Source organism: Pseudoalteromonas rubra (genome assembly GCF_005887095.1).
Taxonomy (GTDB): Bacteria; Pseudomonadota; Gammaproteobacteria; order Enterobacterales; family Alteromonadaceae; genus Pseudoalteromonas; species Pseudoalteromonas rubra_E.
Window position 1 is genome coordinate 87,158 of the sequence record NZ_PNCI01000002.1, and the last position, 26,010, is coordinate 113,167.

At 49.3% G+C, this 26,010-nt stretch carries 19 protein-coding genes; 9 read left to right on the plus strand and 10 right to left on the minus strand.

The features are described from left to right. Nucleotide 1: 1 nt before the first annotated feature. Nucleotides 2-754 (minus strand): HAD family hydrolase, encoded by a 753-nt coding sequence (locus tag CWB99_RS01410; RefSeq protein WP_138553300.1) that lies wholly within the window; start codon nt 752-754, stop codon nt 2-4. A 102-nt stretch (nt 755-856) separates the two neighbouring features. Here CWB99_RS01410 and CWB99_RS01415 point away from each other — a divergent pair, with 102 nt between their 5' ends. Beyond that, nucleotides 857-1,690: an AraC family transcriptional regulator gene (locus CWB99_RS01415; protein ID WP_138553301.1), complete on the plus strand. Its 834-nt coding sequence runs from the start codon at nt 857-859 to the stop codon at nt 1,688-1,690. On the opposite strand, the gene CWB99_RS01420 is transcribed toward CWB99_RS01415, so the two are convergent. The 6 genes from CWB99_RS01420 to CWB99_RS01445 all read right to left on the minus strand — a co-directional run bounded on the left by CWB99_RS01420 (nt 1,687) and on the right by CWB99_RS01445 (nt 8,133). Further along, entirely contained in the window at nt 1,687-4,170 is a 2,484-nt protein-coding gene (locus CWB99_RS01420) for a hypothetical protein (RefSeq protein WP_138553302.1), read from the minus strand. The genes CWB99_RS01415 and CWB99_RS01420 overlap by 4 nt on opposite strands. Before the next feature lie 45 nt (nt 4,171-4,215). Next, complete coding sequence (locus tag CWB99_RS01425) at nt 4,216-4,716, minus strand: hypothetical protein (RefSeq protein WP_138544846.1); 501 nt, start codon at nt 4,714-4,716, stop codon at nt 4,216-4,218. An 18-nt stretch (nt 4,717-4,734) separates the two neighbouring features. Further along, nucleotides 4,735-5,226, minus strand: a complete 492-nt coding sequence (locus CWB99_RS01430; protein ID WP_138553303.1) for a hypothetical protein — start codon at nt 5,224-5,226, stop codon at nt 4,735-4,737. An 11-nt stretch (nt 5,227-5,237) separates the two neighbouring features. Continuing rightward, nucleotides 5,238-6,002 (minus strand): hypothetical protein, encoded by a 765-nt coding sequence (locus CWB99_RS01435; protein WP_138553304.1) that lies wholly within the window; start codon nt 6,000-6,002, stop codon nt 5,238-5,240. Between the two features lie 143 nt (nt 6,003-6,145). After that, nucleotides 6,146-7,579: a hypothetical protein gene (locus CWB99_RS01440; protein ID WP_138553305.1), complete on the minus strand. Its 1,434-nt coding sequence runs from the start codon at nt 7,577-7,579 to the stop codon at nt 6,146-6,148. 59 nt (nt 7,580-7,638) lie between these two features. After that, complete coding sequence (locus tag CWB99_RS01445; protein WP_138553306.1) at nt 7,639-8,133, minus strand: DUF1993 family protein; 495 nt, start codon at nt 8,131-8,133, stop codon at nt 7,639-7,641. Between the two features lie 377 nt (nt 8,134-8,510). Here CWB99_RS01445 and CWB99_RS01450 point away from each other — a divergent pair, with 377 nt between their 5' ends. From CWB99_RS01450 to CWB99_RS01475, 6 genes are all read left to right on the plus strand, one after another. Continuing rightward, nucleotides 8,511-9,200 (plus strand): ABC transporter ATP-binding protein, encoded by a 690-nt coding sequence (locus CWB99_RS01450; protein WP_138553307.1) that lies wholly within the window; start codon nt 8,511-8,513, stop codon nt 9,198-9,200. A gap of 8 nt (nt 9,201-9,208) precedes the next feature. Continuing rightward, entirely contained in the window at nt 9,209-10,540 is a 1,332-nt protein-coding gene (locus CWB99_RS01455; RefSeq protein WP_138553308.1) for an ABC transporter permease, read from the plus strand. A 9-nt stretch (nt 10,541-10,549) separates the two neighbouring features. After that, entirely contained in the window at nt 10,550-11,755 is a 1,206-nt protein-coding gene (locus tag CWB99_RS01460) for an ABC transporter permease (RefSeq protein ID WP_138553309.1), read from the plus strand. A 141-nt stretch (nt 11,756-11,896) separates the two neighbouring features. Next, complete coding sequence (locus tag CWB99_RS01465) at nt 11,897-13,231, plus strand: ABC transporter permease (RefSeq protein ID WP_138553310.1); 1,335 nt, start codon at nt 11,897-11,899, stop codon at nt 13,229-13,231. 10 nt (nt 13,232-13,241) lie between these two features. After that, nucleotides 13,242-14,450, plus strand: coding sequence for an ABC transporter permease (locus CWB99_RS01470; protein WP_138553311.1), 1,209 nt, complete (start codon nt 13,242-13,244; stop codon nt 14,448-14,450). A 162-nt stretch (nt 14,451-14,612) separates the two neighbouring features. After that, nucleotides 14,613-14,987: a hypothetical protein gene (locus CWB99_RS01475; protein WP_138553312.1), complete on the plus strand. Its 375-nt coding sequence runs from the start codon at nt 14,613-14,615 to the stop codon at nt 14,985-14,987. A gap of 10 nt (nt 14,988-14,997) precedes the next feature. Here CWB99_RS01475 and pbpC read toward each other — a convergent pair whose 3' ends face one another. Together pbpC and CWB99_RS01485 are read right to left on the minus strand one after the other, a co-directional pair. Next, nucleotides 14,998-17,199, minus strand: coding sequence for a penicillin-binding protein 1C (pbpC, locus tag CWB99_RS01480; protein ID WP_249331598.1), 2,202 nt, complete (start codon nt 17,197-17,199; stop codon nt 14,998-15,000). Nucleotides 17,200-17,207: 8 nt separating this feature from the next. Then, complete coding sequence (locus tag CWB99_RS01485) at nt 17,208-21,710, minus strand: alpha-2-macroglobulin family protein (RefSeq protein ID WP_138553313.1); 4,503 nt, start codon at nt 21,708-21,710, stop codon at nt 17,208-17,210. 272 nt (nt 21,711-21,982) lie between these two features. Between CWB99_RS01485 and CWB99_RS01490 the strand changes: the two genes are divergently transcribed. Next, nucleotides 21,983-23,419, plus strand: a complete 1,437-nt coding sequence (locus CWB99_RS01490) for a mannose-1-phosphate guanylyltransferase/mannose-6-phosphate isomerase (protein WP_138553314.1) — start codon at nt 21,983-21,985, stop codon at nt 23,417-23,419. Next, entirely contained in the window at nt 23,409-24,857 is a 1,449-nt protein-coding gene (locus tag CWB99_RS01495) for a phosphomannomutase (protein ID WP_138553315.1), read from the plus strand. Before CWB99_RS01490 ends, CWB99_RS01495 begins: the two co-directional genes overlap by 11 nt. On the opposite strand, the gene CWB99_RS01500 is transcribed toward CWB99_RS01495, so the two are convergent. Continuing rightward, complete coding sequence (locus tag CWB99_RS01500; protein ID WP_138553316.1) at nt 24,835-25,710, minus strand: AraC family transcriptional regulator; 876 nt, start codon at nt 25,708-25,710, stop codon at nt 24,835-24,837. The genes CWB99_RS01495 and CWB99_RS01500 overlap by 23 nt on opposite strands. Between the last annotated feature and the right edge of the window lie 300 nt (nt 25,711-26,010).

Genomic DNA, 26,010 nt, shown 5'->3' on the forward strand with positions numbered 1-26,010 from the left:
CTTATTCTCTAAATTCGTTTGCCAGCTGGCACAGTGTATCAGCCACACTTTCCTCTGTCAGGCGGATAAAATCACACTTTGGCGCTATCTGTTCGCCGATAACATAGGCTTGCCGGGCAGCTTCGAGCATTGCAATGTCATTGACGTCGTTACCAAAACAAACGGTTTGCTGCATATTCAGGCCAAGCTCCAGCAGTGCCATGAGCTTGTTGCTGCGTGCGGGTACCAGATCAAAGCAATGATGGCCATTGTGATGATAAATCTCATAGCTGCTTAGTGTTTGCTCACACACTTGCTTGACCTCATTATGACGATCCTCTTCTAACACCAGCAATTTCACAATGGGCTCTTGCCTTAGGGTCTCATTGTTACCTGGAGGGATGCCAAGTTCGGCCACATGTTGATGAAAATGGTGAGGCTTATCAGAGATGGCATACTGCCAGTGGCCGTCAAACAAGTACGCTATCTCGTGGTTATCCAGCCAGCAGAGTAGGGTTTGCACCTGAACGGGGTCGAAGCTATGGGCTTTGATCACGGCTTTGTTCTGACTGAACATGGCGCCATTACAGCCAATGATGGGGTGGTGCCAGAAGCATTCAGGCAAGACCGGCAAAGTATCTCTGAGTGGCCGGGCTGTGGCGAAATACAGGTTGCCACCACTGCGCTCTAGCGCTAGCAGGGCATGTTTAATGTCGTCTTGCATGCGCTGGGCATGGAATACGGTGGTGCCATCCAAATCAAAAACAAAATTCATAGTTACTTCCGGGTACAAAATCGAGTGTTTACTTTGCCAAACTGACAACTTAGTATTTTAGTTATTGGCTCAAAATATTTGAATATTGGCTTAAGTTTGATATTGAATACTGGTAAACCTGCCCCAGTGCGATTTGCACTGAATCAGTCCGTACGGGTGAAACATATTGCTGAGCAGGGAGTCCTGTTTGAGTGGCATCAGCATGACTGCTTCGAGCTGATCCTTACTCTGGGTGCCCGAGGTCGTGGATTTATTGGCGAGGCGATCCATGAGTTTGCTGACATAGATCTGGCCCTGATCGCACCGGGCGTATCTCATACCTGGGATTGCCAGGTACCCTATGAGACAGCAGAACTGGTAGTCGTGGTGTTGTGGCCAAAGGCTTTACTGGGAGGCCGGATCCCTGAGTTGGCAGCAATGCAGCACTGGCTGGATGGCATTGACAGTGGCTTGGTGTTTAATCGAGAGACTGCAGAGCGTGTCCGTGAATCTTGTCTGGCGCTTCACGCTGCAAGTCCGCTGCGTAGGATAACTTTATTGTGTGAGATCCTGGATGAACTGCAGGCCAGCCCGGCAATCGGGTTCCAATCTGGCTATTCGCGTAACAGTGAGCGTCTGGCCAGTGTGCAGGCATTTATCGCCAACCGAGTCGCTGAGCAACCAAGCCTGGCTGAATGTGCAAGCCATGTTAATGTCAGCACAGCAACCTTAAAACGCTGGTTTCAAAATGAGCTTGGCTGCTCGTTTTCACAGTATTGTGCGTTACAGCGACGTCAGCGAGCTCAGCATTTGCTGGCGACGGAGCGTCGTCCCATTAGCGTGGTGGCACAGCAGTGTGGGTTTAGCAGTGCGGCGTATTTCAATCAGTTTTTTAAAACTCAGACGGGCATGACGCCCACCGCATATCGCCGTCAGTTTAGTTGGCGAAAGCGCTAGTGGACTGGGTCAGCAATGTCATTCGGAATAAGCCTCAAGTCATCCAGCACCACTAGTTGCTCACTCTGTTCGTTCAATGTAAAAGATAACTGGCAAGGATCGCAGGTAAGTGCTTTGTCCTCGATATAGTCTGGAGAGATTTCCAGATGGTACGCCCCTTGTTTGAGCTTATCAAAAAAGAAAAACCCATCTGGCTCTGTGTAAAGCACGGTTTTTTCGCCACTTGTCAGGCGGGTCAGTGCAATCGGGATCCGGCCACTGATATCAGCTTCTTCGCCATTTTTATTCATCAGTATGATCAGACCCTCGGCCTCAAACTGCAGGTGAAAGGGGATGTCGAGTGTCTGATTTGCCCCGGGGTGCAGGTTGGCTTCAATCAAGCCAAACTCAGGTTGCAGGTAAAGTGCACCCATTTCGTTGTGTTCTATCTCTAAGGTCGCCGGGCGGTTGCCTGGCAGATATAACAAGGTTTTTTCATCTCCCTGTTCCAGCATGTCGGCCTCATTGCCATTATGCATAATGGTGACATGAGGCAGATAGGGCTCGGAGGCGTCAAAGCGTTGGTTGCTGTTTCTGTCATAAAATGCACGAATTTTCAGTGCGCTGTTGTTTCGGGCACTCTGGCTGGTCATAGTGTTCAATGGGCTGGGACCATAGAATGAAAATGAGCACGACAGACCAAATTGCCAGCCACTGGCTTCGTGATAGGCGGCATTGGCGCTGATAGCCAGACTATCAAAGGTTTTTGACAGGGTCAGCGATGAGACATTACGGCGCTCAGACAGTGACCGTCTCAGCTGCAAGGTACCATAGTACCCGGCAAACTGATGGGCATAACTTAAAGCGAGCGTGTTCAGCTCAAACAGCCCCTGGGTTTTATTCCAGTTGAGTCTGGCTCTTCCCCAGTTACCGCTCAAACTGCCTATCAGTGAATAGCTTTGTTCTCTGGAGTCGCCGCCTTCAATGTGGCCGAAGCTGCCTGCGAGGCTCCCGGACCCTGAACGATAGCTGAGATAAGTATCCAAAGATTTGAACTGTACTTTGTTTATCCGGCTGAGGCCAAACGAGGAGCTGGCCTGCCAGTCGGAGAGATTGAGTTCATAGCTTAATGTATTGATCTTTTCTGAGCCAAAGAGGCCAACTCCTTTTTGTGCGGACAGGCTGACGTTGTGTACTTCACTAAGCGGCTTGAGCCACTTAAAGTCATAATACCAGTGTTCGTCTTTACCTGCTTTGACATGCCATTTTGCCTTACCCGGCTGCCCAATACGCTCCCAGCCGAGATAATACAATGACTTTTTTTTTCGCAGGTTGTGCAGCCACTCTTTGCCAAAATTGATCTCATCCTGATCGGTCAGGACATAGTTAAACTGCGGGTTGATGTACTTCTCTTCGGGATTAAAACGTGTTTTTCTCAGTACAGAGGCCTTTGTTGTATAGGCGGTCAGGGTTGGATACCACTGTCCGGCGTTATAACCTGACTTAGCTTGCGTCATGACCTCTCGACGTTCACGCCGTCCGTCGGGATGCTGGATCATCAGATGATAGCTATGCTCTGAGTTATAAATCTGCAGTGGGCGAAAGCGATACTGGCCACTGTCATTAACACGTACTAAATCAAATAATGCGTCGTTACGGTATAGTTCGACATCACTGCCGGGCTCTGCGTGACCTTCAATAATCAGCGGCTTGCCAGTTGCACTGTGCTGTGTCCCGTATTGAATACCCAGGCCGCCGCCGCTGCTATCAAGTAACACACCTGAAATTCCCTGCAAGTCACCAACCTGGTATTCAATCTTATCGGAAAGTTCTCGTGTGAGCAGTAATTTGCCGTTGAGCTGATCCTGATTAGATTCGGTCAGGACAATGTTCGCCTGGTGATGTGCTAAGTCCTGATTTATTGTCACATAGGCGGTTGAGTTTGTATTGTGCTTACTTTGTGAAGCAGACAGCTGTACATCGACATAGGGTGCTGTGTACCACTGGTACTGGTCTTTTAACACCACCTGGTTGGCACGTTTTTTATTCATGGCCGTCAGGATGAGTTTGCGCTCTTCGCGCTTTTTTTCCAGGGACTTAGGGTGTCGTTGTTGTGTGTCAACAATGAGCACCTGAGTTCGGGCATTGAAGGTAGACGCTATGTTGAGCTGGCTTAGCTGATCTGTCCTGATATGGGGCTCACCATCCAGAGTGACTATGCTCTCCTCATCGACGGAGAAGTTCACGGTTTCCCCCCACAACTGACCTGACACTTTTTTACTTGAAAAATCGATGGTTAACTCACTGGTCAGCAAGGTGTTCAGATTGGCCTGTGATATAAAGTAATGGTCGTAATCTGGGGTAATGAGCTCAGTGCCCTCAGGAAAGAGCTGCTTATCAATATACAAATCAGCAAAGATAAAATCGGCGACATCGCCTACTTCCCGAGAGTAGACCAAGGAGGAAAAGCACAATAAGAAAAAGAGATAAAGATACTGCATGCAAAAGGCCCGGCTGGGCCGGACCTTTAGAAAATGATGGGGATCTTACTGGTAAGCCGCAACAAAATCATAAGTAAATGTTTTGGTACCAGGTGCGTTGATGGCAATATCTTTGTCTTCAAGCATTACCACTGCTGACATTGAGACTGACGCCTCACCACCTGCACTCAGCTGAACTGCTGAAGAGAAAGGTGTCAGAGCAAATCTCAGCCCGTCCTGAATTTGGTCAGGCGCAGAATATGAGTAGCTCACAATTGCACGAGGGGTACCTCGTACGGTGAAGATACCTTGCTGACCACCTACATTAGGATCGTTACATAACGCTGAAGCAGTAGGATTAGCAAAGGGCGTGTCTACCGCATAACAGCCGTCACCATTTTTAGATGCTTCGTTTACCAGTAGCTCCGGGAAACTCATTGGCGTTGTTTGCTCGATTTGGATTGGTGCACGTTCCACGACCAGATTAACATCAACCTGATAAGTTGCTGCCACAGAACCAAAACTCATAGCTAATAGTGCGATTGCGCTGGAGGTTTTTTTTAGCATTGTTTATTTCCTTAATTATTATTGGTATACCGCAGTAACTGTGTAGCTGAAAGCGTACTCCCCGCTGCCTGTTTCATAGGCGTTACTGAGCGTTACAATACCTCCTGCACTAAACGTGCCAACTCCTGATTTTTTTATTCTTACGCGCTTATTAAAGCCTCCTGATTTGTTTTGTACTGTAAAGGTTAAACCCTGCTTTGTTTCGTTTCCATATACTTCTATGTCCACGTAACTCCTGGGCTGGCCAGTGATTTCGAATTCAGCTTTATAGCCTCTTAAACCCGGGCAGAGTGACTTTTTAACTGTTTTATTGTTTTTTCGCCCATTTGCCTTACAGGTGGCGCCTTCCCAGGTTACCGGGGTCTGTTTAAGTGGTGGGAAGGTTAGAGGTGTCAATAAATTGATGCTGATCCCAGTGGAAAGGGTTTGATTTTGCTGTTGTTGCTTCAGATATGTCAAAGTATCGACTTCCTGAGCGGTCGTCGATAACAGAGCAAAACTGGTCAGCAAACTGGCTATCATTATTTCAGCATTTGCTCAGAAATAGTGACGGTTTGCTCCTTCAGGAGTTCTTTAGATTCAACATCTTCCAGACGTAATGTCAGTTTTTTGTCGATCAGGGACTGATATTCAAGCGGAAGAGACATATCACGCTGGCTTAGCTCGGGATACAAGCTGAACTGGTTGATACGAAAAAGCTCTTCTTCGCCTTCCATCACAACCAAATTTGCGCTGGTATGGCCCGGACCCTGTTTATGCAAGCTGACGAGCATATTTTTGGTGTCTTTGCTGAAGGCCACAGCACCGAAAGTCAGTTCTGTACTGGATGACGTATTCTTGATAAAAACAGGAATAATCACTTTGTAATTGGCTCGTACTGTAACGGCACCACTTTGTGGTTGTGATGAACTGGCGCTGAGCGCTTCAACCATCAGGTGGGCACGAAACTCACCGTCAGGGATTTTGCCTTTTTTCATCAGGCGGATTTTTTGAAATTGTTTGGGTAATACGTCTTTGGCAACCCTGGGACCTACACGAAGATAAGGCTTGGCAGAGAACTGATATTGGTCAGCAATTTTCAGGGAGCCCGTTGCATCCATTTCCATATCTATCAGTGATACCCGGTAACTTTGCAGACTGTCTGAGGTATTGTATATGCGTAACTCACCGCGACGAGTTTCCTGATCGAGAACCACCCGGTGCCTGTCCAGTTTAAAGGTTGAAGCCCATGCCTGTGAAGTCAGGGCCGAGAGTAGCAGTACCAATGTAAAAAATGCTTTGTTCATATAAAATGCTCTTTGAATTATTAGTTTGATGAGCGCAGATTAAAGTGACGGTATCATATCCTAATCAGATTTGGCTGCAACTATTAGACTGTGAGGGAAGAGTAAGCCTGGGAGCCGGCGTTATCTGCCGGCAGGCTAGCAGATTAGTTTTCAGGCATTACTTGAGACTCAACCTGACTGGAGCCGGGCTGAGCTGTGGCATGCTTCATTCCACCTAAGAAGGTTAGGTTTCCAAGGAAATCGGGTAGTATTCGTTCACTATTGTAATCGCGAATGTCGTCAATTTGCTTGTCATGAAATGCCTGTAACAAGGGGGGGATTGCAAGGCTTGCCCAGCTTTCCAACGCATCGGAACGCACGAACTGCTCGTTAAAATGCTCTGCGTCATCAAGTAATTGCCCCCATAGCTGTTGTTGTATTTGCGGTGGCGTGCCTGCTGTATGTTCCAGTGCATCATTAATCCATCCCAGCCCATATTCGTCGTATGCGGTGAGAATATCGGAGTAAAGACGCCCACGGTCGGATTCGCTGGGGGGCAGGTCCTGTTGCACGACCACATCATTCTTTTCCGTCTGGTAGTATTGGCGGTGTGCAGACAGGTCAACTTGTTGACTCAAATAAGCGAAAACATTGTGCTCACTTTCTTTGTCTGCTTCGTCCAGCATGGCCAGCATACTGTGTTTCTCAAAAGGTTTTATAACGTTTGCCATATCCAGTATGCCACGACTCTGAGAGAAGGTACTTTCCTGCAAGTGCGTGTTAAGGGTGCTCAGGTCGTCCCCTTTAAATTTCCCGCTAATAAGTAAGTCTGTGTAGCTGTGTAACAATTGCAGATCTTCCGGGGGCTGAGCCAGCTGATGCTTCCAGTACTTATCCCGGTCAGATGAGGTCATCAGAATGCGTTCACGGCCTTTTTCATCCACACCCACTGGCGAGGTGGGTGCCTGATAGGTGTCACCTTGTTCAGTCAGGCTGGCGAATGTCTGCATGGTATCGTGAAGAATATCATCGGGCAGGCTTGAGAGGGCTTCAACAAGCTCGTCAGGTACGTGGTTTCGCTTCTCTTGCGCAAATATGGAGGTATTACCTGCGCTTATCAAAATATCTGCAAGCTGGGAGAGCGCATCATCGTCCAGGCGCTCAGCCAGGGATAAAAGCGATTTACTGGGCTTGATATGTTCGAGCTTATTTCTTTGCTCGGGTGGCAGGCGATCAAGCTGGGCTAAAAAGGCATTGATATCATCTTTATCAGTCAGGTCGCCATAGGCATATTGAGTACTCAGCTGGCCATGCTCATTCTTAGTCATTTCCTGACTGGTAATATGAAATCGTTTGAAACCGATATAGTCCGGCAGTTGCGCATTTGGCCTTGGGTAAGTAAATGCAGAGGCGAAGTCGTTACCCTGCGCTGGTTGCAGTATCGTGAATTGCGCGTCGTTAAGTGGGGTATCATCGGGGGCACCGGCTGAGAGCACCTGGTTCTGAATATGCTCAGAAATTTCTTGCGAGTTTTCTGCGATGCGACTTTGACTGGCCATCGCAGCCTTGCCTGCATTGCTGTGAAAGTGAAGCTTCATAAATAACCTTATCCTTGTTACTTAAAGTTAAACGGTTATCGGCCGTTTGCATAAGGACTTCAAGATGGAAATGAAAACCCCGGTGGATAGCGATGAAAACCATCAAAGTCCCCCTTACTTAAAGGTAGCCCTGCCGTGCGGAGGATCGCATAGGCCATCGAGCAGTGGAAAAGAAAGTTAGGCCAGGCGTAAAACTGAAAATACTTGTCAGGTTCCAGCGTGTGGTTGGCAAACCCGGCTACAAAGGTGATACTGGCTGGCATTGACTCCCAGGGATCGTTGTGCAAATTAGTCAGGTATTCTATGGTGTCGTCCAACTCTTCTAATAGATTACTCACACTGGCCGTCGGGCGCTTAAAGTTGATCACTTCTTTATGGAAAAGAGGGCAGCAGCATCGTAGTGACAATGCGGCTGCTGTGGACACCTGCTGATGCAGTGGGAACATATCTGGGCACAGCCGCTGAGCCAGTAAGTTTTCCGTCATGTCCTCACGTTGCATTATGGCCCGCAGCTGATTCAGGTAATGTAAAAATGGCTCAATAGTATTGCTCATGTTTCCCTCGCTTATACAAATTAAAATACAGGTTAAAGAAATATTCTAGCCAGCCGATAAACTCTCTTTTTTGTTAACAAACCAAAATGCTAAAATTTTTGCTTAATTATTACTTTCAAACACCTAGAACAAATGTAGTCGATAAATTCAATTGACTTATTAGTTTAATGGAACGTTAAAAAACGTGACTTTAAATGGATTTTTGTGTACCTTCTTGAGTTCGTTGGTCAGCCGTATACGGACTTAATTTTAGACATTAGCCCGTAAAGCTGCCAGCGCGGTACACGGGGGCAGGTATTCCCTGTGCGTGTCTGTCGAAGTGAGATGCATTCTTGCTTCTCATCAATAAGAATAAAGACAAACCATAAGGAAATTTTATGCTTAAAATGTCAAAGCTGGCGAAAGCTTATTACACGGATACGGTAAAAACTCAGGCGCTGCAACCATTTGACCTGGAAGTACAGCAAGGCGAGTTTGTTGCTGTGATAGGCCCATCCGGTTCAGGTAAAACAACTTTTCTAAATATTGCGGGGTTGCTGGAAGACTATTGTGAAGGCCAGTACACGCTAGACGGTAAAGACGTAACGGGTCTGTCAGATAAGCAAAAATCACGTTTACGAAATGAAAAGATAGGCTTTATTTTTCAAGGCTTTAATCTAATTCCAGAACTTAACTTGTACGACAACGTGGAGATGCCATTGCGCTATCGCAGCTTCAGCGCCACTGAGCGAAAGCAGCGAGTGATGGACGCGCTGCAACAGGTCGGCCTGGCGAGTCGCAAAGATCATTACCCACAGCAGCTATCCGGTGGACAGCAGCAGCGTGTCGCTATTGCACGGGCGCTTGCGGGCAGCCCTGCATTTTTGTTAGCGGATGAACCAACGGGTAACCTGGACTCTAAAATGGCAGATGGCATCATGTCATTGCTCAAAGACATTAATGCCCAAGGCACTAGTATTTTGATGGTGACACACGACACTGAACAAGCCAGTCAGGCACAGCGGATCATTGAGATCAAAGATGGTGTATTGAGTGAGCGTCGTGCCCCAGAGCAAGCAATTGCTTAGGAATACATATGCTAACTTATTACTTTAAGCTGGCCTGGCTCAGCTTACGTAAGACACCCTTATTGAGTGTACTTATGGTGAGCACAATCGCGTTGGGTATTGCAGCCGCGATGGTGACCTACACCGTCAGCTACATGAAAACCAAAGATCCTTTACCTGCTAAAAGTGACCGTGTTTTCACCGTTCAGTTAAGTGTCTGGGGTCCTGATCAGCCCTACCGCACGGCCGATGGTCAGGAAGAAATTCCGGAAATGGTGTCCTATCGGGATGCGAAAAACCTCAAAATGGCTGGTAAGGCGCATCGTGAGTCGGCGCTTGGTCTGTTTAAAATGATGAGTCGTGCTGAAGAACAAGCTCAACGCGATGCGCAGATGCGGATGATACGTACTACCCACAACGACTTCTTTGCGATGTTCGATGTGCCCTTTTTATACGGTGGCGCCTGGTCTGAGCAGGATGATAGTGCAGGGAATCAGGTTGTTGTTATCACTAAAACACTGAATGAAGAGTTGTTTGATGGTGCTAACTCGGTAGGGCGCCACATCATCTTAGGTGATGCTCTGATGCAAATCGTCGGGGTAATGGACGACTGGTTCCCGATCCCGAAATTCTACTACTTGTCTTCTCATGCTTATCGTGATCCTGAATCAATTTTTACTCCTCTTGAATATCAGATAAACCAGGAGATTTTTTCACGCAATGATGTGACCTGGGCGTGCTGGCAAGATATTGAAGATGTTGCGTTTAGCGACTTTATGGCGTCAGATTGCGTTTGGCTCTTTTATTGGGTAGAGCTGGAGTCGGGTTCAGACAGAGCTCAGTATATGGACTTTATTAACGCCTATGTTGAACAACAGAAACAGGCGGGTCGTTTTGCCAGAGAAAATCTCAGTCGATTATTTACCATAGATGAGTATCTGCGCTGGGCGAAAGTCCTCAGTAACGAAAATGATATGGCGGTGTGGCTGGCATTTGCATTTTTACTGGCCTGTCTGCTCAATTGCATGAGTCTGATGATGACTAAGTTTTATGGCAAAGGGAGTGAAATAGGGCTCAGGCGTGCAGTTGGTGCCAGTCGCCACGATATCTGCTGGCAATTTTTGTGTGAAGCTTTTCTGATTGGGTTGTTTGGTGGCCTGCTGGGTCTGCTGTTTGCGCAGCTGGGACTACAACTGGTACAGCAAATATTTACTTACCTTAATGCCAACATTATGCAAATGGATTTAAGGATTATGCTCATGACACTCGGGTTATCTATTGTGACCAGTATTCTGTTTGGGCTGTGGCCAATTTATCGAGCTGCTCAGATCCAGCCCTCTAGCCAACTTAAGAGTCTGTAGGAGCGGATCATGAAAGATTTTACCGTGATTCTTAAAACGATTTGGCGCAGCAAAACATCTCCTTTGTTACTGATATTGCAAATAGCAGTGACCTTTACGATTTTTGTCAACGCTGTCTATATGGTCTCACAAAAGCACGATAAAGTGACCGCCCCCAGTGGCCTCAATGAGTCTCAGGTGTTTTCATTGTTTATTAATCTGCAGGAAAAGGGCGATGCCAAAGTGGCTGAGTTTGAGCAGGTTATAAGAGATATCAAGGGACTGAGCTCGGTAGACAATGCCATTCCTGTGACATCGGTGCCTATGAGTGGGTTTGGGCGATCTGTCGATATTGGTTATGGGCCTGCAGATGAGGATAAGCTCACCGCAAGCGGTTATTATGGCAGTAACTTCGACAGTCGCGACACGCTAGATCTGGATCTTATTGCGGGACAATGGTTTGAACAAAGCGATGTCTCGCACTCCTATTTTGGCGCACAATCTGGCGGAAAAGTGGTGGTTTCCAGAGCGCTCGCGCAGACATTACACCCTGATAACTGGCGAGATGTCCTGGGCAAAACTTTGTATGTTCAGAATGAGCCGCAACAGGTAATTGGCGTGGTGGATAATCTCAAAGCTGTTTGGAGTTTTTGGCGACTGTTCGATCACGTTGTGCTATCTCCAACGTTCGAAGTTCATGACAAGGTTGGCATTATGGTGAAAGCACAACCTGGCGTGCTGGAGCAGGCAATGTCTGATGTGAAGGCCATGCTGCTGGCGACGCCAGGCAGACAAATTGACAAGCTCAAACCTTTTAGCCAGACGCGGGAAGAAAGCTATCGCACTGATGTTGCGGAGCTGGAAACTCTGAAGCTGGTATTGGTTGGACTGCTGGTACTGACTATGCTGGCGATATTTGGTCAGGCACGCTTCGCGATTCTGAAGCGACGCAAACAAATTGGTACTCGTCGTGCGTTGGGCGCTAACCAGGTGCAGGTATTACGTTATTACCTGATGGAAAATCTGATTGTTACGCTTGTTGGGGTGGTCATTGGCGTGATCTGTGCGGTATTAGTTAACACTCAGTTGGTGAGCTATTTTGGCTTAGCCCCTGTTCCGGCATACTATCTGCTGGTTGGTGCAGTGATTATGCTATCCGCAGGTCAGCTTGCCGTGATCCAGCCAGCGTGGCAGGCAGCACGTGTTTCGCCCGCATTGGCAACACGTAGTGTTTAAATCAGCGGCCACATGATGTGGCTTCTGAACAAAGGAAATACTAAATAATAATAAAGGAATAAGTATGTTACTTCATTATACGAAATGGGAATTGTTTGTACCTTTTATGGTTCCTTACCGGCATGTCAGCAGGAGGTTGACATGCTAATAGGTTACTATTTCAAGATTGCCTGGATAAGCCTTAAAAAAACACCTTTGTTAAGCGCGCTCATGATAGGCACAATCGCAATGGGCATTGCGGCTACCATGATCACCTCTACCGTTAGTATCATGATGGCAAAGGACCCGTTACCCGAGAAAAGTGAGCGCACCTTCTCAGTGCGTTTAAGCAGCTGGAGTCCGGACAAAGCCTACCAGATAGCCAGAGGGGAAGAAGTGATCCCACCTATGCTGACTTATATGGATGCGATGAATCTGCTGGAAGAAGCGAAAGGGCAACGTCAAACCGCTGTGGTGATGTATAAGAATATGGTGCGCAGTGAGTCTCAGACAGAAAAAGAGGCAAAAATGTTGCGTGTCAATTCAGTCAACAATGACTTTTTTGATATGTTCAATGTCCCTTTCTTGTATGGCTCTCCCTGGTCTGATATCGAAGACAAAGAAGGGGCTGCGCTGGTGGTGTTAGATAAGCAAACAAACTATCGGCTATTTTCTGGGGCCAACTCCGTGGGTCAGCACATATTAATTGGTAGGCACCTGGCTCGAGTCGTTGGGGTACTCGACAGCTGGTCGCCGCTTCCTCAGGTCTTTCATGGACGTCAACACGCACATAGCCTGCCCTTTCCCATATTCACCCCATTCCAGTTTCAGATAAACAATAACTTATTGTCAAAGGGCGAAATGAGCTGGCAATGCTGGGCTCCACTGGATGACAGTTCACTGGCGACGTTCCTGGCCTCTGAATGTGTCTGGGTCCGCTACTGGGTGGAGTTGTCGTCAGCGGCACAACGCAGCGATTACATGGATCACATTAACGCCTATGTAGAGCAACAAAAAGGGTCGGGGCGCTTTGCTCGTGAAAACCTGAGCAAGGTTTTTAACATCAAAGAATCGCTTAAAGAAGATAAGATCGTAGAAGAAGACGACTTTATTGCTGTTTGGCTGGCCATTGCATTTTTGGTGGCATGCTTACTCAATTGCATGGGCCTGATGCTCATCAAGTTTTATGGTAAAGGGGCAGAAGTGGGACTGCGCAGAGCGGTCGGCGCCAGCAAGCAACATATTGCCATGCAATTTGGCTGTGAGACGGTGCTTATTGGCACCCTGGGAGGCTTTCTGGGCCTGGCCTTGGCTCAGCTTGGCTTGCGCTTAACTGCCGATATTTTTGCTCATTTACCAGAGGGCTTGATGCAGATGACTCTCCCGCTGGTGATTATGACAGTGGTGCTGGCAGTGGTGAGCAGCACGGTGTTTGGATTGTGGCCTATCTATCGGGCTGCTCAGATCCAGCCTTCGGCTCAATTGAAGAGTTTATAGGAGTCGTCACATGAAAGATTTAAAACCGATTTTGAGTACTCTGTGGCGCTCCAAATCAGCACCATTGTTACTGATTTTACAAATTGCCGTGACCTTTACTATTTTGGTTAATGCCGTGTACCTGATCATTCAAAAAGAAGCTTTGCTGATTGAGCCAAGTGGTCTGGATGAAGAGGTGATTTTTACACTACACACTAACGTACAAAGTAGTGAAGCTGAGGAAATGATTGCACTGGTTAAGCAGGACCTGCGTGATGTGCGTGCCCTTCCAAGTGTTGAAAATGTTACTGTGATGAATTCATTTCCACTTAGCGACTGGGGGAGCTATGCGCCAACGGGGCTGGGACCCACCGAAGAAGATATGAATATCTATACGGGTTATTTCACCGGAGATGAACATGCTATTGCGACTATGGGATTAGAGTTGATAGCCGGAGAAGGACCAAGTGAGGGAGAAGTCCAGGATTCGATAGACTTTAGCGCTGACACGACGCAAACGGTGGTATCTAAGGGGTTTGCTGAGTTGTATTATCCGGATGACTGGCGTGCGATTCTGGGGACTACGGTTTACCTCAATTATGAGCCTTTTATTGTCAAGGGGGTCGTTAAAGAACTGAAGTCCGTCTGGCCTGGCTGGTACTCTCATGCCAATACGGTATTGATCCCGTTACGGCATATCAGTAGCAACTATAAAATGTTGATCCGCTCAAGACCAGGAGAGCTGGAGCAGGCTAAACAACAGGTGGTTAAAGAGCTGATGAAAACACCGGGCCGTCATTTGGATAAAATGATGGATTATCAGCAGATACGGACAGACAAGTTCAAATCGGAAACGGCCGCAATTAAGACGCTGTACTGGGTGATTGCCGGACTGGTGCTTCTGACCTTGTTGGGAATATTCGGCCAGGCCAGGTTTACTGTGGTTAAACGTCGCAAGCAGATTGGCACCCGCAGAGCATTGGGGGCCAGCCGGACAGACATACTGCGTTATTGCATGACAGAAAACGCCATTGTGACATCAGTGGGCATTGTGGTCGGTGTGATCTGTGCATTGCTTGCAAATGTACAGTTAGTCAACCACTTTGATATGGCGCCAGTGCCGGTAGTCTATCTGTTTCAGGTGGCGGGTGTCATTCTGGTTGTGGGGCAGCTGGCCGTGTGTCAACCTGCCTGGATGGCCGCCAGAGTCTCTCCGGCACTGGCGACGCGCAGTGTCTGATTCAGCCTGACATAACTGTGACTACATTTAGAACCGAAAATCGATAAAATTTCCCCAAAAGAGTTCACAGGCACTCTTTTGGGGGTTATTCATGTCAATTTATAGTTATTTTGTAATTTTGTTCTAACATTATATGAAACTAATGTTATCAGGAATGAAATTATGCATCAGACTGGCTTACTACCAGCCGCAGATATCTGCTCTGAATCAATCAATAACAATGGCTGTTACGGTGTTGTTAAATACACTCTGGGTGAGCAGAGTGTTTATGTTAAACAGGTGTTTATTAATCGACTTGGCGGTGGGGTAAAACCTGACCTCAGTGCTGATGACATCGAGTTCTTCCGTTATTTGGATTCTATTTTACGGTATTGCTATGTGCTGGTGTACGTCAGAAATGCCTCTACGGGCGATTATGACAGTGCCATTTTTCTTGACGATTATGAAGCCATTCAGGGGATCAGCAAAGAAGAGGCGCAGCAGCGCCTGGTTGATTTAAATACAGTCGTAAATTATCTAAAAACTGCGATGAAGTGACCAGCAAACATCAGGGGTGTATCACAATATGCTGCTGATCACAGTGTTCTGCCAGGCAAGCCGTGATAACCACATCCCCCAGATAATCTGACAACGACAAAGTCGCATCGGTATGTGGTACATGATTGATATACCAACGCACAGCATCTGAGGGCATACTCTCTGCCCCCGTTACCGCCAACCTTAATTCTGATATTTGTTCCCTGTAATAATGCTGACCACTGCGTGGCTGAGTGATACGGATCTGATTTTCTCTGCGCTGTAAAAGAGGGGCATTATTGGATGCCAGCCAGGTAGCAAGCTCTGCCGGCCAGCGGGACTCAGTGACGAAATCTCCCTCACTGTGCATAGTCGGCGGTGTCATGCCATTGAGTGTATATGCCTGCAACTGTTTGTGACATACATCAGCGGGTGTATTGTCACTTGCAAGGCCCCCTGGCCAGCAGATCTGCTTTGATATGACCTGCGCTGGTTTTGCAAGACTGCGGGTGTCTTGGGGCAGTAGGTCGAACACATCAAACATCAGCGGCGCGGCGCGCGTTGCACCCAGATATCCAACCACCGGGCTGGCATCCGGCCGACCCACCCAAACTGCCACGGTATAGTCCGGGCTGACACCGACCGACCAGAAGTCCCGATAGCCATAACTTGTTCCTGTTTTCCAGGCTATTTTACGTCGGTTGCTGGGGACAACCCGATCCGGTGCAGAAAGTTGGCTCAGCATATCAAAGGTGATCCAGCTTGCTGCGGGCGAGAGCAGCGAAAATTCCGGGCGAGGATAACCTGGGTTGTCCGAAACAAGCGACAAGTCTTGCACTTTGCCCTGGCTTGCCAGCGAACGGTATAAACGCGCCAGCTCCATTAACTCTATGCCTGTGCCACCGAGTCCGACAGCCAGATTGGCATCCTGATGATGCAATTGAACCTGCGCATGACGTAACTGGTGTTCAAAGCGCTTGGCACCCATCCGGTGTAATAGCTGAATAGCAGGGACATTGAGAGAGTGTTGCAGCGCCTTGGTAGCACTGACGGCACCACTAAAACGTCCTGTTAAGTTTTGTGGTTTATAGCCATCGAAATTACTTGGAATATCGCTCATCAGGCTCTGGCTGTGGATCAGGCCAAGGTCCAGGCCCAGTCCATAGATAAAAGGTTTGAGTGTTGAGCCAGGCGAGCGTACTGCACGGATCATATCGACATGGGCAAAACGACTGTCGTCGTTAAAATCAACGGAACCCTGATAGGCCAGCACTTCGGCGCGCTGATTGTGCACGATTAGTACGGCTGCCGAGCTCTTGCCGGTTAATCTGGGTTTGGTATTTGCCAGCAATTGACTCAGGCGTTGTTGTAAATCGTAGTCCAGCGTTGTGCGGATCACATGCTGACCGGGGTGTTGACGCTTCAGTCTGCGGCTTAACAAGGGCGCCAGCGGGGCCTGCATAGTTTGTTCCAAACGCACGGCTTCTAGGCTAAGCAAAGTGAGTTGTTCGGGTGAGAGCAACTGGCTGCCAGCCAGGCGCCTGAGTACCTTGTTTCTCATTGCTTTGGCACGCTCAGGGTACCGATCCGGACGATTGTATGAAGGCTTTTGTGGCAACACGACGAGTAGAGCAGACTGATTAATCGAAAGTGAGCGAGCGGGCTTGTTAAAATAACGCCGCGAGGCAGCTTCGACGCCTTCTATGTTGCCGCCAAAGGGTGCCAGATTGAGATACAAAGTCAGGATTTCGGACTTGCTGTAGTGCCATTCCAGTTGCAGTGCTCTGGCGATTTGCTTCAATTTTCCTACAACGGAGCGCTCGTGTGGGTCCAGCAGTCTGGCAACCTGCATGGTCAGTGTAGAACCGCCGGAGATAATTCGGCCATATGCCAGCCATTGCCACAATGCTCGACAAAGGGCGAACGGATTCACACCTGGGTGATAATAAAACCAACGGTCCTCGTAATCCAGTAAGGCTGTCAGATAAAAAGGGTCGACGTCCGAGACCGTGACCTGATAGCGATGCACACCACGGGCATCACTGAATGACCGTAGCTGCTGCCCATCACGGGATGTCACAACCGTTGCAGGTCCATTCGGGTAGGGCACAGGCAAGGGGTAATACCAATCCAGCCACTGCAGCAGAAGCAGGCATAGCACCCCAGTGCACAGTGCAAACCGAAAAGTACGCAACGGTTGCGCTGCTCTAATGGCCATTACTATTGCGCTCACATGGCATCTTAGCGAACGACCTCCATTTGATAGGGGTATTGCCAGTAAATCACATGTTTATGAGGTCGGTACATGGACTCAAGGTAACTCGGAGGTACCTGATATAGGCCGGGCACTTCGGCGCGCAGTATATAAGCAAACTGGTATTTACGGGTTGTGAGTTTAAGCGCGGCCACAAAGCGGTCGTTGCGATATTCTGTGTGGTCTGTGGTGGCCAGCTTGACGTGCTCCGGTAATAGCTGGGATATCGGCGGGCCTTGCATCAGGGCCGGGTTTTCCAATACAAACCCGGCCGGAATACGTTCAATCAGTAGTGCGTCCGGAACTGGTTCCTTGGTTTGAATATCTAGAACGACCATCAGTCGCTCACCCACTTTGAAGCGGGCCGTGTCCAGCGGTTGTCCGTTCAGGTCAAACAGGCGTCTGACCATACGTTTGGTATCCAGCGTATTAAAGGGACTGATTTCATTGGCAATACTGGAGTCCAGCTGCAGTCGGCCTTTGGCCATTAATTGCAGGTAAAGCGGTTCGTCATTCGGGTTACTGAGTGTCATTGTCTGTGACAGTGTGTGACTCACCACTTCAGGCGCCTGTGTCTGTTCACCATCAATCTCTAGTCGCACCGGGTGATGAGCGTTTGCTTCGCTGATATGCACCGCGGTACGCAGTAAAGCCGCACGCTCTTGTGTGCTGAGCCAGGTTTTCAGGGCCTGATCGGGGAGTTGTTCAAGTAACTGAGTTTGTAATGTGCGAGACTGAGACCGCAGCGCAGTATGTCTTGCCAGTCTGGTCAGTACCAGAGCTGACTGGGCATCGTCACGTAAGGTTGACCCATAATCCGCAAAATAATCAGCCGTGCGATGAAAAGTGTGTGCTTGTCTGAGCAAAGCTGAGGCTTGCTGGATTGCTCCCACGTCGGCCAATGCAGACGCCATGTGCAGCAGACTTAATCTGGAGGGGTATTCAGTGATCCGCATTGATTCCAGATCACTGTAGCTTAATTGGCCACGCTGGCTGGCAAGGTAAGCTGCAAAGCTCTTTGCGGCGGTTGCCTCAAATGCGTCCTGACTCAGGTCATCGACTGTGCTATCCCGGGTGTATCTGAGCATGCGATAGTGGGCCCGATTGAGCATGCTTGGCGGCACTGTGCCCGGAAAAGCCGCGTGTGCCTGAGTCAAAAACTCGGTTATATAGGCACTTAACCAGGGCTGTTCATTTCCCTGGGCATCCCACAGTGCGAACCCGCCGCTGGGTTTTTGCATGGTTTTCAGTCGTTGTACGGACTGACTGATCAGTGTACGCGGATCGTCAGGTTGCCCGGCCTTTGCCTGCTCACTGTCCAAAGCTTGCTGTAGCAAGCCGTCAAGCTGAGGGTGCTTAAGTAAAAAGGGCCAGGCTTTACTGGTGGTTTGCTCCGCGCATCCATAAGGGTAGGCACGCAGCGCAGATGCATATTCTCTGATGGGGAGTCTGGGCGTATGGCTGGCATATAAGGTGCCAGGGTCTGTCTCATCGACGTGCAGCCCCTGCCAAAGCTTTGAATCGACCTGATAAGTTTGTCCTGGCGTTAACATGAGCGTGGTCGCCTGCACCAGCTGAGGTTCAATCGCTTTGATGGGCACAGACCAGCTGCGTGTTTGTGATATCTCTGTGCCCTGCAACTCAATTTGCATCGTTGCAGTATGCGACCAGGGAGTCGCGCCAACAAGTACGCGCATGGAGCGACTCCAATGGGCCTGGTCGTCCAGGGTTACCGTAAATGTGTGTTCATCAACAAATTGCACCGGGCCTGAGGGCTGGACCGTGACTGACAGAGTCTGTTCACGGCCACTGACGTTATGCAGGTCCAGCGTGACAGAAGTCTCATCTTTGGGCACCAAAAACCGCGGCACGCTCAGTTCTGCGATCACCGGCGCACTGACCGGGCGAGCTTCGACCTTATGGCCTACCTGAGCGTGATTGAAAGCGGTTGCGACGATTTGTACTTCACCATTGTAATCAGGCATATCGACAGTAATGCTGGCTTTACCGTCAATCAGTTGGACCGGCTGGGTCATCAGGATCACGGTTTTACTCTCGACCAGGTTGTCGTTGCGGTTGTCACTGCGTTCATTACTGTCACTGCCAAAGCGGGACTGAGCAAACGGATCGGGACGGTTATCGTAATGTCGTGAATACAAGTCAATCACATCACCACCATAGCGACGCTGATTGAACAGATAGTGATGCGGGTCGACCGGATAGTAACGGCTCAGATTCAGGATCCCTTTGTCGACAACCGACAGTGTGACCCAGCTATGTTCAGCCTGTGAGTCAGCGATATCTGAAGTTTGAACTTCCACGGTTAGCGGCTTAAGCGGTTCAATCTTATCCGGTAAAGTCAGGTCCAGTTTCAGTTCCCGGTCCTCGCGTGACAGCCTGACAGGAACAATACCAAAGTGGCGTTGCAGTGTGCTGGACTGGCCGCTTAGCAAGGTGGCACTGAGGTAGAGGTCGTGGCGGGCCAGCGATTTATCGAGCGGGACACGTAGCGTCGTGTTACCTTTACTAACCGACTGGCTTTGCGTCCAAAGTACACTGTCGGCTTCGAGTGCCAGCTGTAGCTGTCCATCGGCCGGTGCATCCAGGTCAACGACCAACATGTCACCTGCCTGATAATGGCGTTTATCCAGCTGCATTGACAGGTGCTGTGGTTTGGCTTTGAGCTGCTGATACCCCCGGTGCCAGCCAGCATAAAAGTCATAAACTGTTTTGACTTTGCTCTGCTTGTCTGTAATCGTCAGACGGTAGTTCCCCCAGTCGACGGGGAATTGCACCGTGTGAGTGTCCTGATTAAGCACCACGGTTTGTTTGGCTTCACTGCGCCACTGTGGTTGAGACTGACGGCGCCAGCCTATGCCTTCTTCATAAAACCAGAAATAACGACCCTGATCGTAACTGAGTTCGACGTCCAGCTCTCCACTTGTTAAGTGTTGGCCATCTGGGCTGAGCAGCGCCAGTTCAAATTGCGCGTCTGAGGCATATTTGAACTCAGCCTGGGCAGGCTTAATCGCGGGTATTGGGCTGGATTTCCAGCTGGTATAGCTAAGTTGTCGTTGCACTGCGGCGCCGCCAGACTCCAGCAGGCTGAGGTTCACCTGAGTTTCTACCGGGCTTTTGAGCATATCGGCACGCACTGTGGGCAGGGATAGGGCCAGCTTGCCCTGTTCAGATAAGCGCTGATCAGGTAGTGTTTGAAATCGATTGCTGAGATAAAAATCTTCGCCAACGAAGAAGTCGGCAAATGGACCCGGGTAATGGCGCACGGCTCGATGCACCAGGCTGGCTTTTAAGGTGTTTCCAGCAGCGGGGCTGCCGAATAAATAGCGCCCCTGCACCGTTAGTGGCATGGATTTACCTGCTGTAACAAATGCCTCTTGTCCACTGAAGGTCAGATCCATGCGCTCTGGCACAAACTCTTCCAGCTGAAATTCAAAGTGACCAATGGCAGAGCGAGCGGTTGGGTCAAGCATCACCGAGACTTTATAGCGTCCGGTTGGCCAGCCTTGGTCGGTATATAAATGCTTATTGAAAAAGCCCGCCGCACCTGGTGTCAGCTGTGTGCGCAGTATCTCCTCCTGCAAGGGGTTAGTTACAGTCAAAGTGACAGGCTGCTCTGTGATGGCAACACCATCGGCATCGCGCAGTAAAATATTAATGGGCAGCGTCTCGCCGGGTTTAACCAGATCCCGGTTACTGTATATATATGCCTCCATATCCTGGTAGGGGCGGCCGCCAACCTGGTAATCCGATAAATCCAGCGGTACCTCTTTAATCGGCAGCAAGGCATATTCAGGCTCGCCCTCATCATGGGGATATTCAGCGACTATGATGTCATCTCGATGCAGCTGGATATCAAAATGCACAGCACCATGTTGATCGGTTTTCGTTTCTCTCAGTAACTCATGCTTGCGAAAGGCCTTAACTTTGACACCTTTGATCGGGCGTCCTGTAGACAGGCGGTTGATCTGCAAGCTGGCGTGTTGCTTAAACACTTTTGCCTGAATGCCCAGATCGGTCAGCAACAGATGATTTGCCTGTAACTCATTAAACATGCCCGGGGCTTTGAGCACGACGATATACCAGCCACTGGCCAGCGACTTTGGAATCGGTAATCGGGCCGACTGAATACCAGACTGAGTGTTTTTGGGGAGGGTAAATCTATCGGCAAAAACACTGTCATAGGTATACTGCAATCGATCCAGTGAACTTGGATATAGCTTGTCTGTCAGATAGTAGCGGCTGAGGAAGTCATGGGCGCTGGTGAGGCGCAACAATTCTACATCGACCGCATCTATATGCTGATAGGTGATTGGAATGGACTGGCCGCTTCCTTTTGCAACCAGAGGTCCCGAACCAACAATGGCCAGCTTAGGTTGTTGCATCACTTTGGCCTGCGCTGTGCTTTGCAGCAACAACATGAATAAGAGAAAGAACACGGCTATGGGGTTGAAAGGGGGTTTGCCCGACATGCTAAAGCTCCTTGGGTCTGCGTAGGGTGCAGATGAGTACTGAAAATATCCTTGGTTGCCAGTAGCGGCTTGACCAGTAATGGCAGTTTAAGATCATATCATATACCGGATTATCAATCTGGGGGAAAGTATCGCGATAAGAGAGTGTAGCCCATTAGGGTGAATACTGGGTGAAGCGCAGAGCATTGCCCTAGTGCAGGATCAGCAGGTAAAATGATGGATTGATAGAGTTTAACAGTGGCACGCACTTAGGGTGTCTGGGTAGAGTAAAAATGATATTACCGGTTATTTTATGTGGTGGATCCGGAACCCGGCTTTGGCCCTTGTCCCGCGAACGTTATCCAAAACAGTTTTTGCAGCTCGGTTCTTCACACTCACTGTTGCAAGACACATTACTGCGACTGGAACCGGACAGCCACCAACCGGCACTGTTGATCTGTAACGAGGAACACCGGTTTATTTGTGCAGAGCAAGTGCGTGCGATTGGCTATCAGCCGGGCGGGATCATACTGGAGCCTAAAGGTCGTAATACAGCCCCAGCCATAGCACTGGCTGCGCTCAAAGCTCGAAGCCAGGGAGATGATCCTGTCTTGTTAGTTTTGGCATCAGATCACTATATTGGGGATGTTACGGCTTTCAGGCGAAGCATTAATCAAGGTCTGGCATTGGCACACAGTGGCAAACTGGTGACGTTCGGTATTACACCCGACAGCCCACACTCCGGCTATGGATATATTCAATGTGGTTCACCGCTTAAAAATGACAACGGTCAGGTGATTGGTGCTGGAGTTGCTGCTTTTGTCGAAAAACCTGATACTCCAACCGCGCAGCGCTACCTTGATAACGGAAATTACCTTTGGAACAGTGGAATGTTTTTGTTTAAAGCCAGCGATTATCTGGCTGAGTTGGCGCTGTACCGGCCCGATATTCTGCAAGCTTGTGAACAGGCGATGGCGCAGTTGCATTCTGATCTGGATTTTACCCGAATAAACCGCGATGCTTTTTTAGCATCTCCAGCCGAATCGATAGACTATGCCGTAATGGAGCACACTGAGCGTGCAGCTGTGGTGCCTATGAATGCAAGCTGGAACGACATTGGCAGCTTTGAGGCACTCTGGCAAATCTTGCCCAAAGATACTGACCGTAATGTTCACCTTGGCGATGTTACGGCGTTGGATTCACAGGATAATTTAGTGATTACCCAGGATCGGCTGGTGGCAACGCTAGGCGTGCAAGACTTGGTGGTGGTTGATACCAAAGATACGCTCCTGGTGGCTCATCGAAGTCAGAGCCAGGCTATCAAATCACTGGTCGATGAGCTGAAAAGCCGTAATGCAGCACAGGTGACTGAGCACAGAGAAGTTTACCGCCCCTGGGGTAAGTATGACATTGTAGACCGGGACGAGCGGTTTTTAGTCAAGCGGATCACTGTACGACCGGGGCATAGCTTGTCACGGCAATTACATTATCATCGCGCAGAGCACTGGGTGGTGGTGTCTGGTACGGCAGCGATAGAAATTGGCGAAGAACGTCGTTTACTGAGCGAGGACCAATCCGTGTTTATCCCTGCAACGGTTGTACATCGGCTTAGCAACCCTGGCAAAGTGGATTTGCAGCTGATTGAGGTGCAGTCAGGCAGCTATCTGGAAGAGGATGATATTGTCCGGTTTGAAGATGATTACACCCGGGGAAATCAGGATGTCAGCTGATTGCGCACACCTCATTGCACAAAGTGGTATTCAGTTTGGCACCAGTGGTGCCAGAGGGCTAAATACCCAGTTTACTGCTCAGGTGTGCCACGCATTTATGGTGGCGATGGTTGAGCAAATGGGGGCACGCTACCCTTTCGATACGGTGGTTTTGGGCATGGATAATCGTCCCTCCAGCCCACAGATTGCCCAGTATTGCATCAGTGCTTTACGTGCCCTTGGCATTAAAGTGTGCTTCGGTGGTGTGTTACCGACGCCGGCACTGGCTTTGTATGCACAGCGCAACGCGATGGCTGCGGTGATGGTCACAGGCAGTCATATACCTCATGACCGTAACGGATTAAAATTTTACCATCCCCGTGGCGAGATAGATAAGGTCGATGAAGCCGCGATACTGGCTTGTCGCTCGGGCGTTGGTCCTTTGACTATACAACCACTTCCAGCCCCTGACAGCCAGATAGGTGCGCCTTATCTGTCGCGGGCGATTGATGTTTTTCCCGCCGATTTATGTGCGGGGCTGAGGATTGGCCTGTATGAACACACCAGTGCCGGGCGTGAGCTATACGCGTCTGTATTACGAACTCTGGGGGCGCAGGTTATCTGCCTGGGTCACAGTGAGGAGTTTGTTCCGGTTGATACAGAAGCCCTCAGCGAACAAGATATAGCAAAAGCCGAACACTGGACCAAAGAACATCAGCTGGATTTGTTATTCAGCACCGATGGAGACGGCGACAGGCCAATGATAGCAGATCACACCGGGCAGTGGCACAGAGGTGATATGCTCGGGCTGTTAAGTGCCAAAGCGTTGGGTATTGAGGCACTCAGTGTGCCGCTGAATTGCAATTCTTCACTGGAGCTAAGTGGCGAATTTGAGCAGATTCAGCGCACGCGAATTGGCTCTCCTTATGTTATCGAGCAGTTGGCTGTCCTGGCGGAACATTACGAGGCGGTTGCAGGCTTTGAAGCCAATGGCGGTTTTTTACTGGGGTCAGATATCACCATAGAGGGTAAGACCCTGGTGCGCTTGCCGACCCGAGATGCCTTACTCCCTCTGCTGGCTATCCTCTATTTGAGCAAGCAATGTGGCGCCAACCTGGCTCAGCTAATGTCTCAGTATGGAAGTCGCTTTACTGCCAGTCATCGCCTGCAGGGTATCGAAAAAACCGCCTCAGATCGCCTGCTCGCTTTGCTTCAGGAGCAGCCACAGCGGCTTGCTACTATGCTGGCGTGTCGTGGTACAGCCAAAGTTCTGAGCACGCTGGATGGGGTTCGTTTTGCACTGGATGCAGATTGCATTGTTCATCTGAGGCAATCGGGCAACGCGCCCGAGCTGCGATGCTATGCAGAGGCACCATCGCAGCAACAGGCGAATGAACTGGTTGAAACACTGTTAAGTGCAGTGGTGCAAAACTTATCTAGTCCTGCACCAGACAGTTAATCCTGGTGAGTAAGTCTTGGGGTGCGGTGTCCCGGGTGTCATTCAGGTATTCCTCAAACGGCGGGAAATCCATCAGTTCCAGGCCACTTTGCGGCAACCATTGGCCAAATAACCAGTTATAGGGTTGCTCCAGTTCGCTGTAATCACCCTTAAAGGTCAGCGAGATCAGCTTACCTGCCGGAATGGTCACGGCTTCAAAGGTCTCTTTATCGAACTCAGTGCCAGAGGCTAAAGTGATACATGCCATGGCCCTGAGGTTGTCCTGATCTACCGTTTGCGGATCGTCGTAATAAATACCAAAGTAACGAGTTTGCTCGTTGATAAGGCCTGTGCTGCCTGCCATCATACCGAGCTTTTCGAAGGTCTTGCCTATCTGCATATAGTCCCCCTGGTGTGCCAGGCCAATTAGGGTTAATGCATTTTGTTGCGTTTGTTCTACCTGATACATAATGTTGTACTCCTGTGATTGAGCCGGATAAAACGCAGCGCTTTGCAGGGTATCGCCTTGCTGTTGCTGACGAAATTGATTGGGCGTCATGCCATAGTGGCGGCTGAATGCGCGATTAAAGGCCTCAACGCTGCCATAGTTTACCCGTCTGGCTATCTGCTGCTGCGTCAGTGTGCTGCGAACTAAGTAGGATGCCGCCTTCAACATGCGCATACGCCTGACCGTGGCGTTTACCGGTTCACCCATAAATTCCCGAAAAATACGATGGAAGTGATAGCAGGACATACAGGCCACGTCGGCCAGTGTGTTTACGTCCAGGTCCTGCTCAACATGGTCATACATATAATCAATCACATGCAGCAGCCGTTGCTGATAGTGATTGAGTGTGGTGGCACGTGTGGTCATGTTGCTTTTCTCGCTTGGGTTATTGGTAAATCAGTCTAGCACTCAGTTGATACATATTGCTGTTGCTGGCGACGGAATTTAGCGTAACCCAGGGGCGATTGATAATGTTTGCGCACTTGGCATAGTTCACATGTTGGCTACATTTTACACTGTTTAGCCACTTGCGCAGGCTGGACAGTGCTTCTACTAAGCAGTGTCAGCCAGCGCGACAGGTTTCATAGCCACAGTAGAGGCGAAAAGGTGAAAACCTTGCCACAACTGGGCATGACCCGGACGATATAGAGGCTGTCGACAAGGCTC

What these genes read in the sequence shown, in the direction of transcription:
- CWB99_RS01410 (WP_138553300.1), bottom strand. Translation starts at nt 754, where the DNA reads ATGAATTTTGTTTTTGATTTGGATGGCACCACCGTATTCCATGCCCAG.
- CWB99_RS01420 (WP_138553302.1), bottom strand. Translation starts at nt 4,170, where the DNA reads ATGCAGTATCTTTATCTCTTTTTCTTATTGTGCTTTTCCTCCTTGGTC.
- CWB99_RS01425 (WP_138544846.1), bottom strand. Translation starts at nt 4,716, where the DNA reads ATGCTAAAAAAAACCTCCAGCGCAATCGCACTATTAGCTATGAGTTTT.
- CWB99_RS01435 (WP_138553304.1), bottom strand. Translation starts at nt 6,002, where the DNA reads ATGAACAAAGCATTTTTTACATTGGTACTGCTACTCTCGGCCCTGACT.
- CWB99_RS01440 (WP_138553305.1), bottom strand. Translation starts at nt 7,579, where the DNA reads ATGAAGCTTCACTTTCACAGCAATGCAGGCAAGGCTGCGATGGCCAGT.
- CWB99_RS01445 (WP_138553306.1), bottom strand. Translation starts at nt 8,133, where the DNA reads ATGAGCAATACTATTGAGCCATTTTTACATTACCTGAATCAGCTGCGG.
- CWB99_RS01450 (WP_138553307.1), top strand. Translation starts at nt 8,511, where the DNA reads ATGCTTAAAATGTCAAAGCTGGCGAAAGCTTATTACACGGATACGGTA.
- CWB99_RS01455 (WP_138553308.1), top strand. Translation starts at nt 9,209, where the DNA reads ATGCTAACTTATTACTTTAAGCTGGCCTGGCTCAGCTTACGTAAGACA.
- CWB99_RS01460 (WP_138553309.1), top strand. Translation starts at nt 10,550, where the DNA reads ATGAAAGATTTTACCGTGATTCTTAAAACGATTTGGCGCAGCAAAACA.
- CWB99_RS01465 (WP_138553310.1), top strand. Translation starts at nt 11,897, where the DNA reads ATGCTAATAGGTTACTATTTCAAGATTGCCTGGATAAGCCTTAAAAAA.
- CWB99_RS01470 (WP_138553311.1), top strand. Translation starts at nt 13,242, where the DNA reads ATGAAAGATTTAAAACCGATTTTGAGTACTCTGTGGCGCTCCAAATCA.
- CWB99_RS01475 (WP_138553312.1), top strand. Translation starts at nt 14,613, where the DNA reads ATGCATCAGACTGGCTTACTACCAGCCGCAGATATCTGCTCTGAATCA.
- CWB99_RS01485 (WP_138553313.1), bottom strand. Translation starts at nt 21,710, where the DNA reads ATGTCGGGCAAACCCCCTTTCAACCCCATAGCCGTGTTCTTTCTCTTA.
- CWB99_RS01490 (WP_138553314.1), top strand. Translation starts at nt 21,983, where the DNA reads ATGATATTACCGGTTATTTTATGTGGTGGATCCGGAACCCGGCTTTGG.
- CWB99_RS01495 (WP_138553315.1), top strand. Translation starts at nt 23,409, where the DNA reads ATGTCAGCTGATTGCGCACACCTCATTGCACAAAGTGGTATTCAGTTT.
- CWB99_RS01500 (WP_138553316.1), bottom strand. Translation starts at nt 25,710, where the DNA reads ATGACCACACGTGCCACCACACTCAATCACTATCAGCAACGGCTGCTG.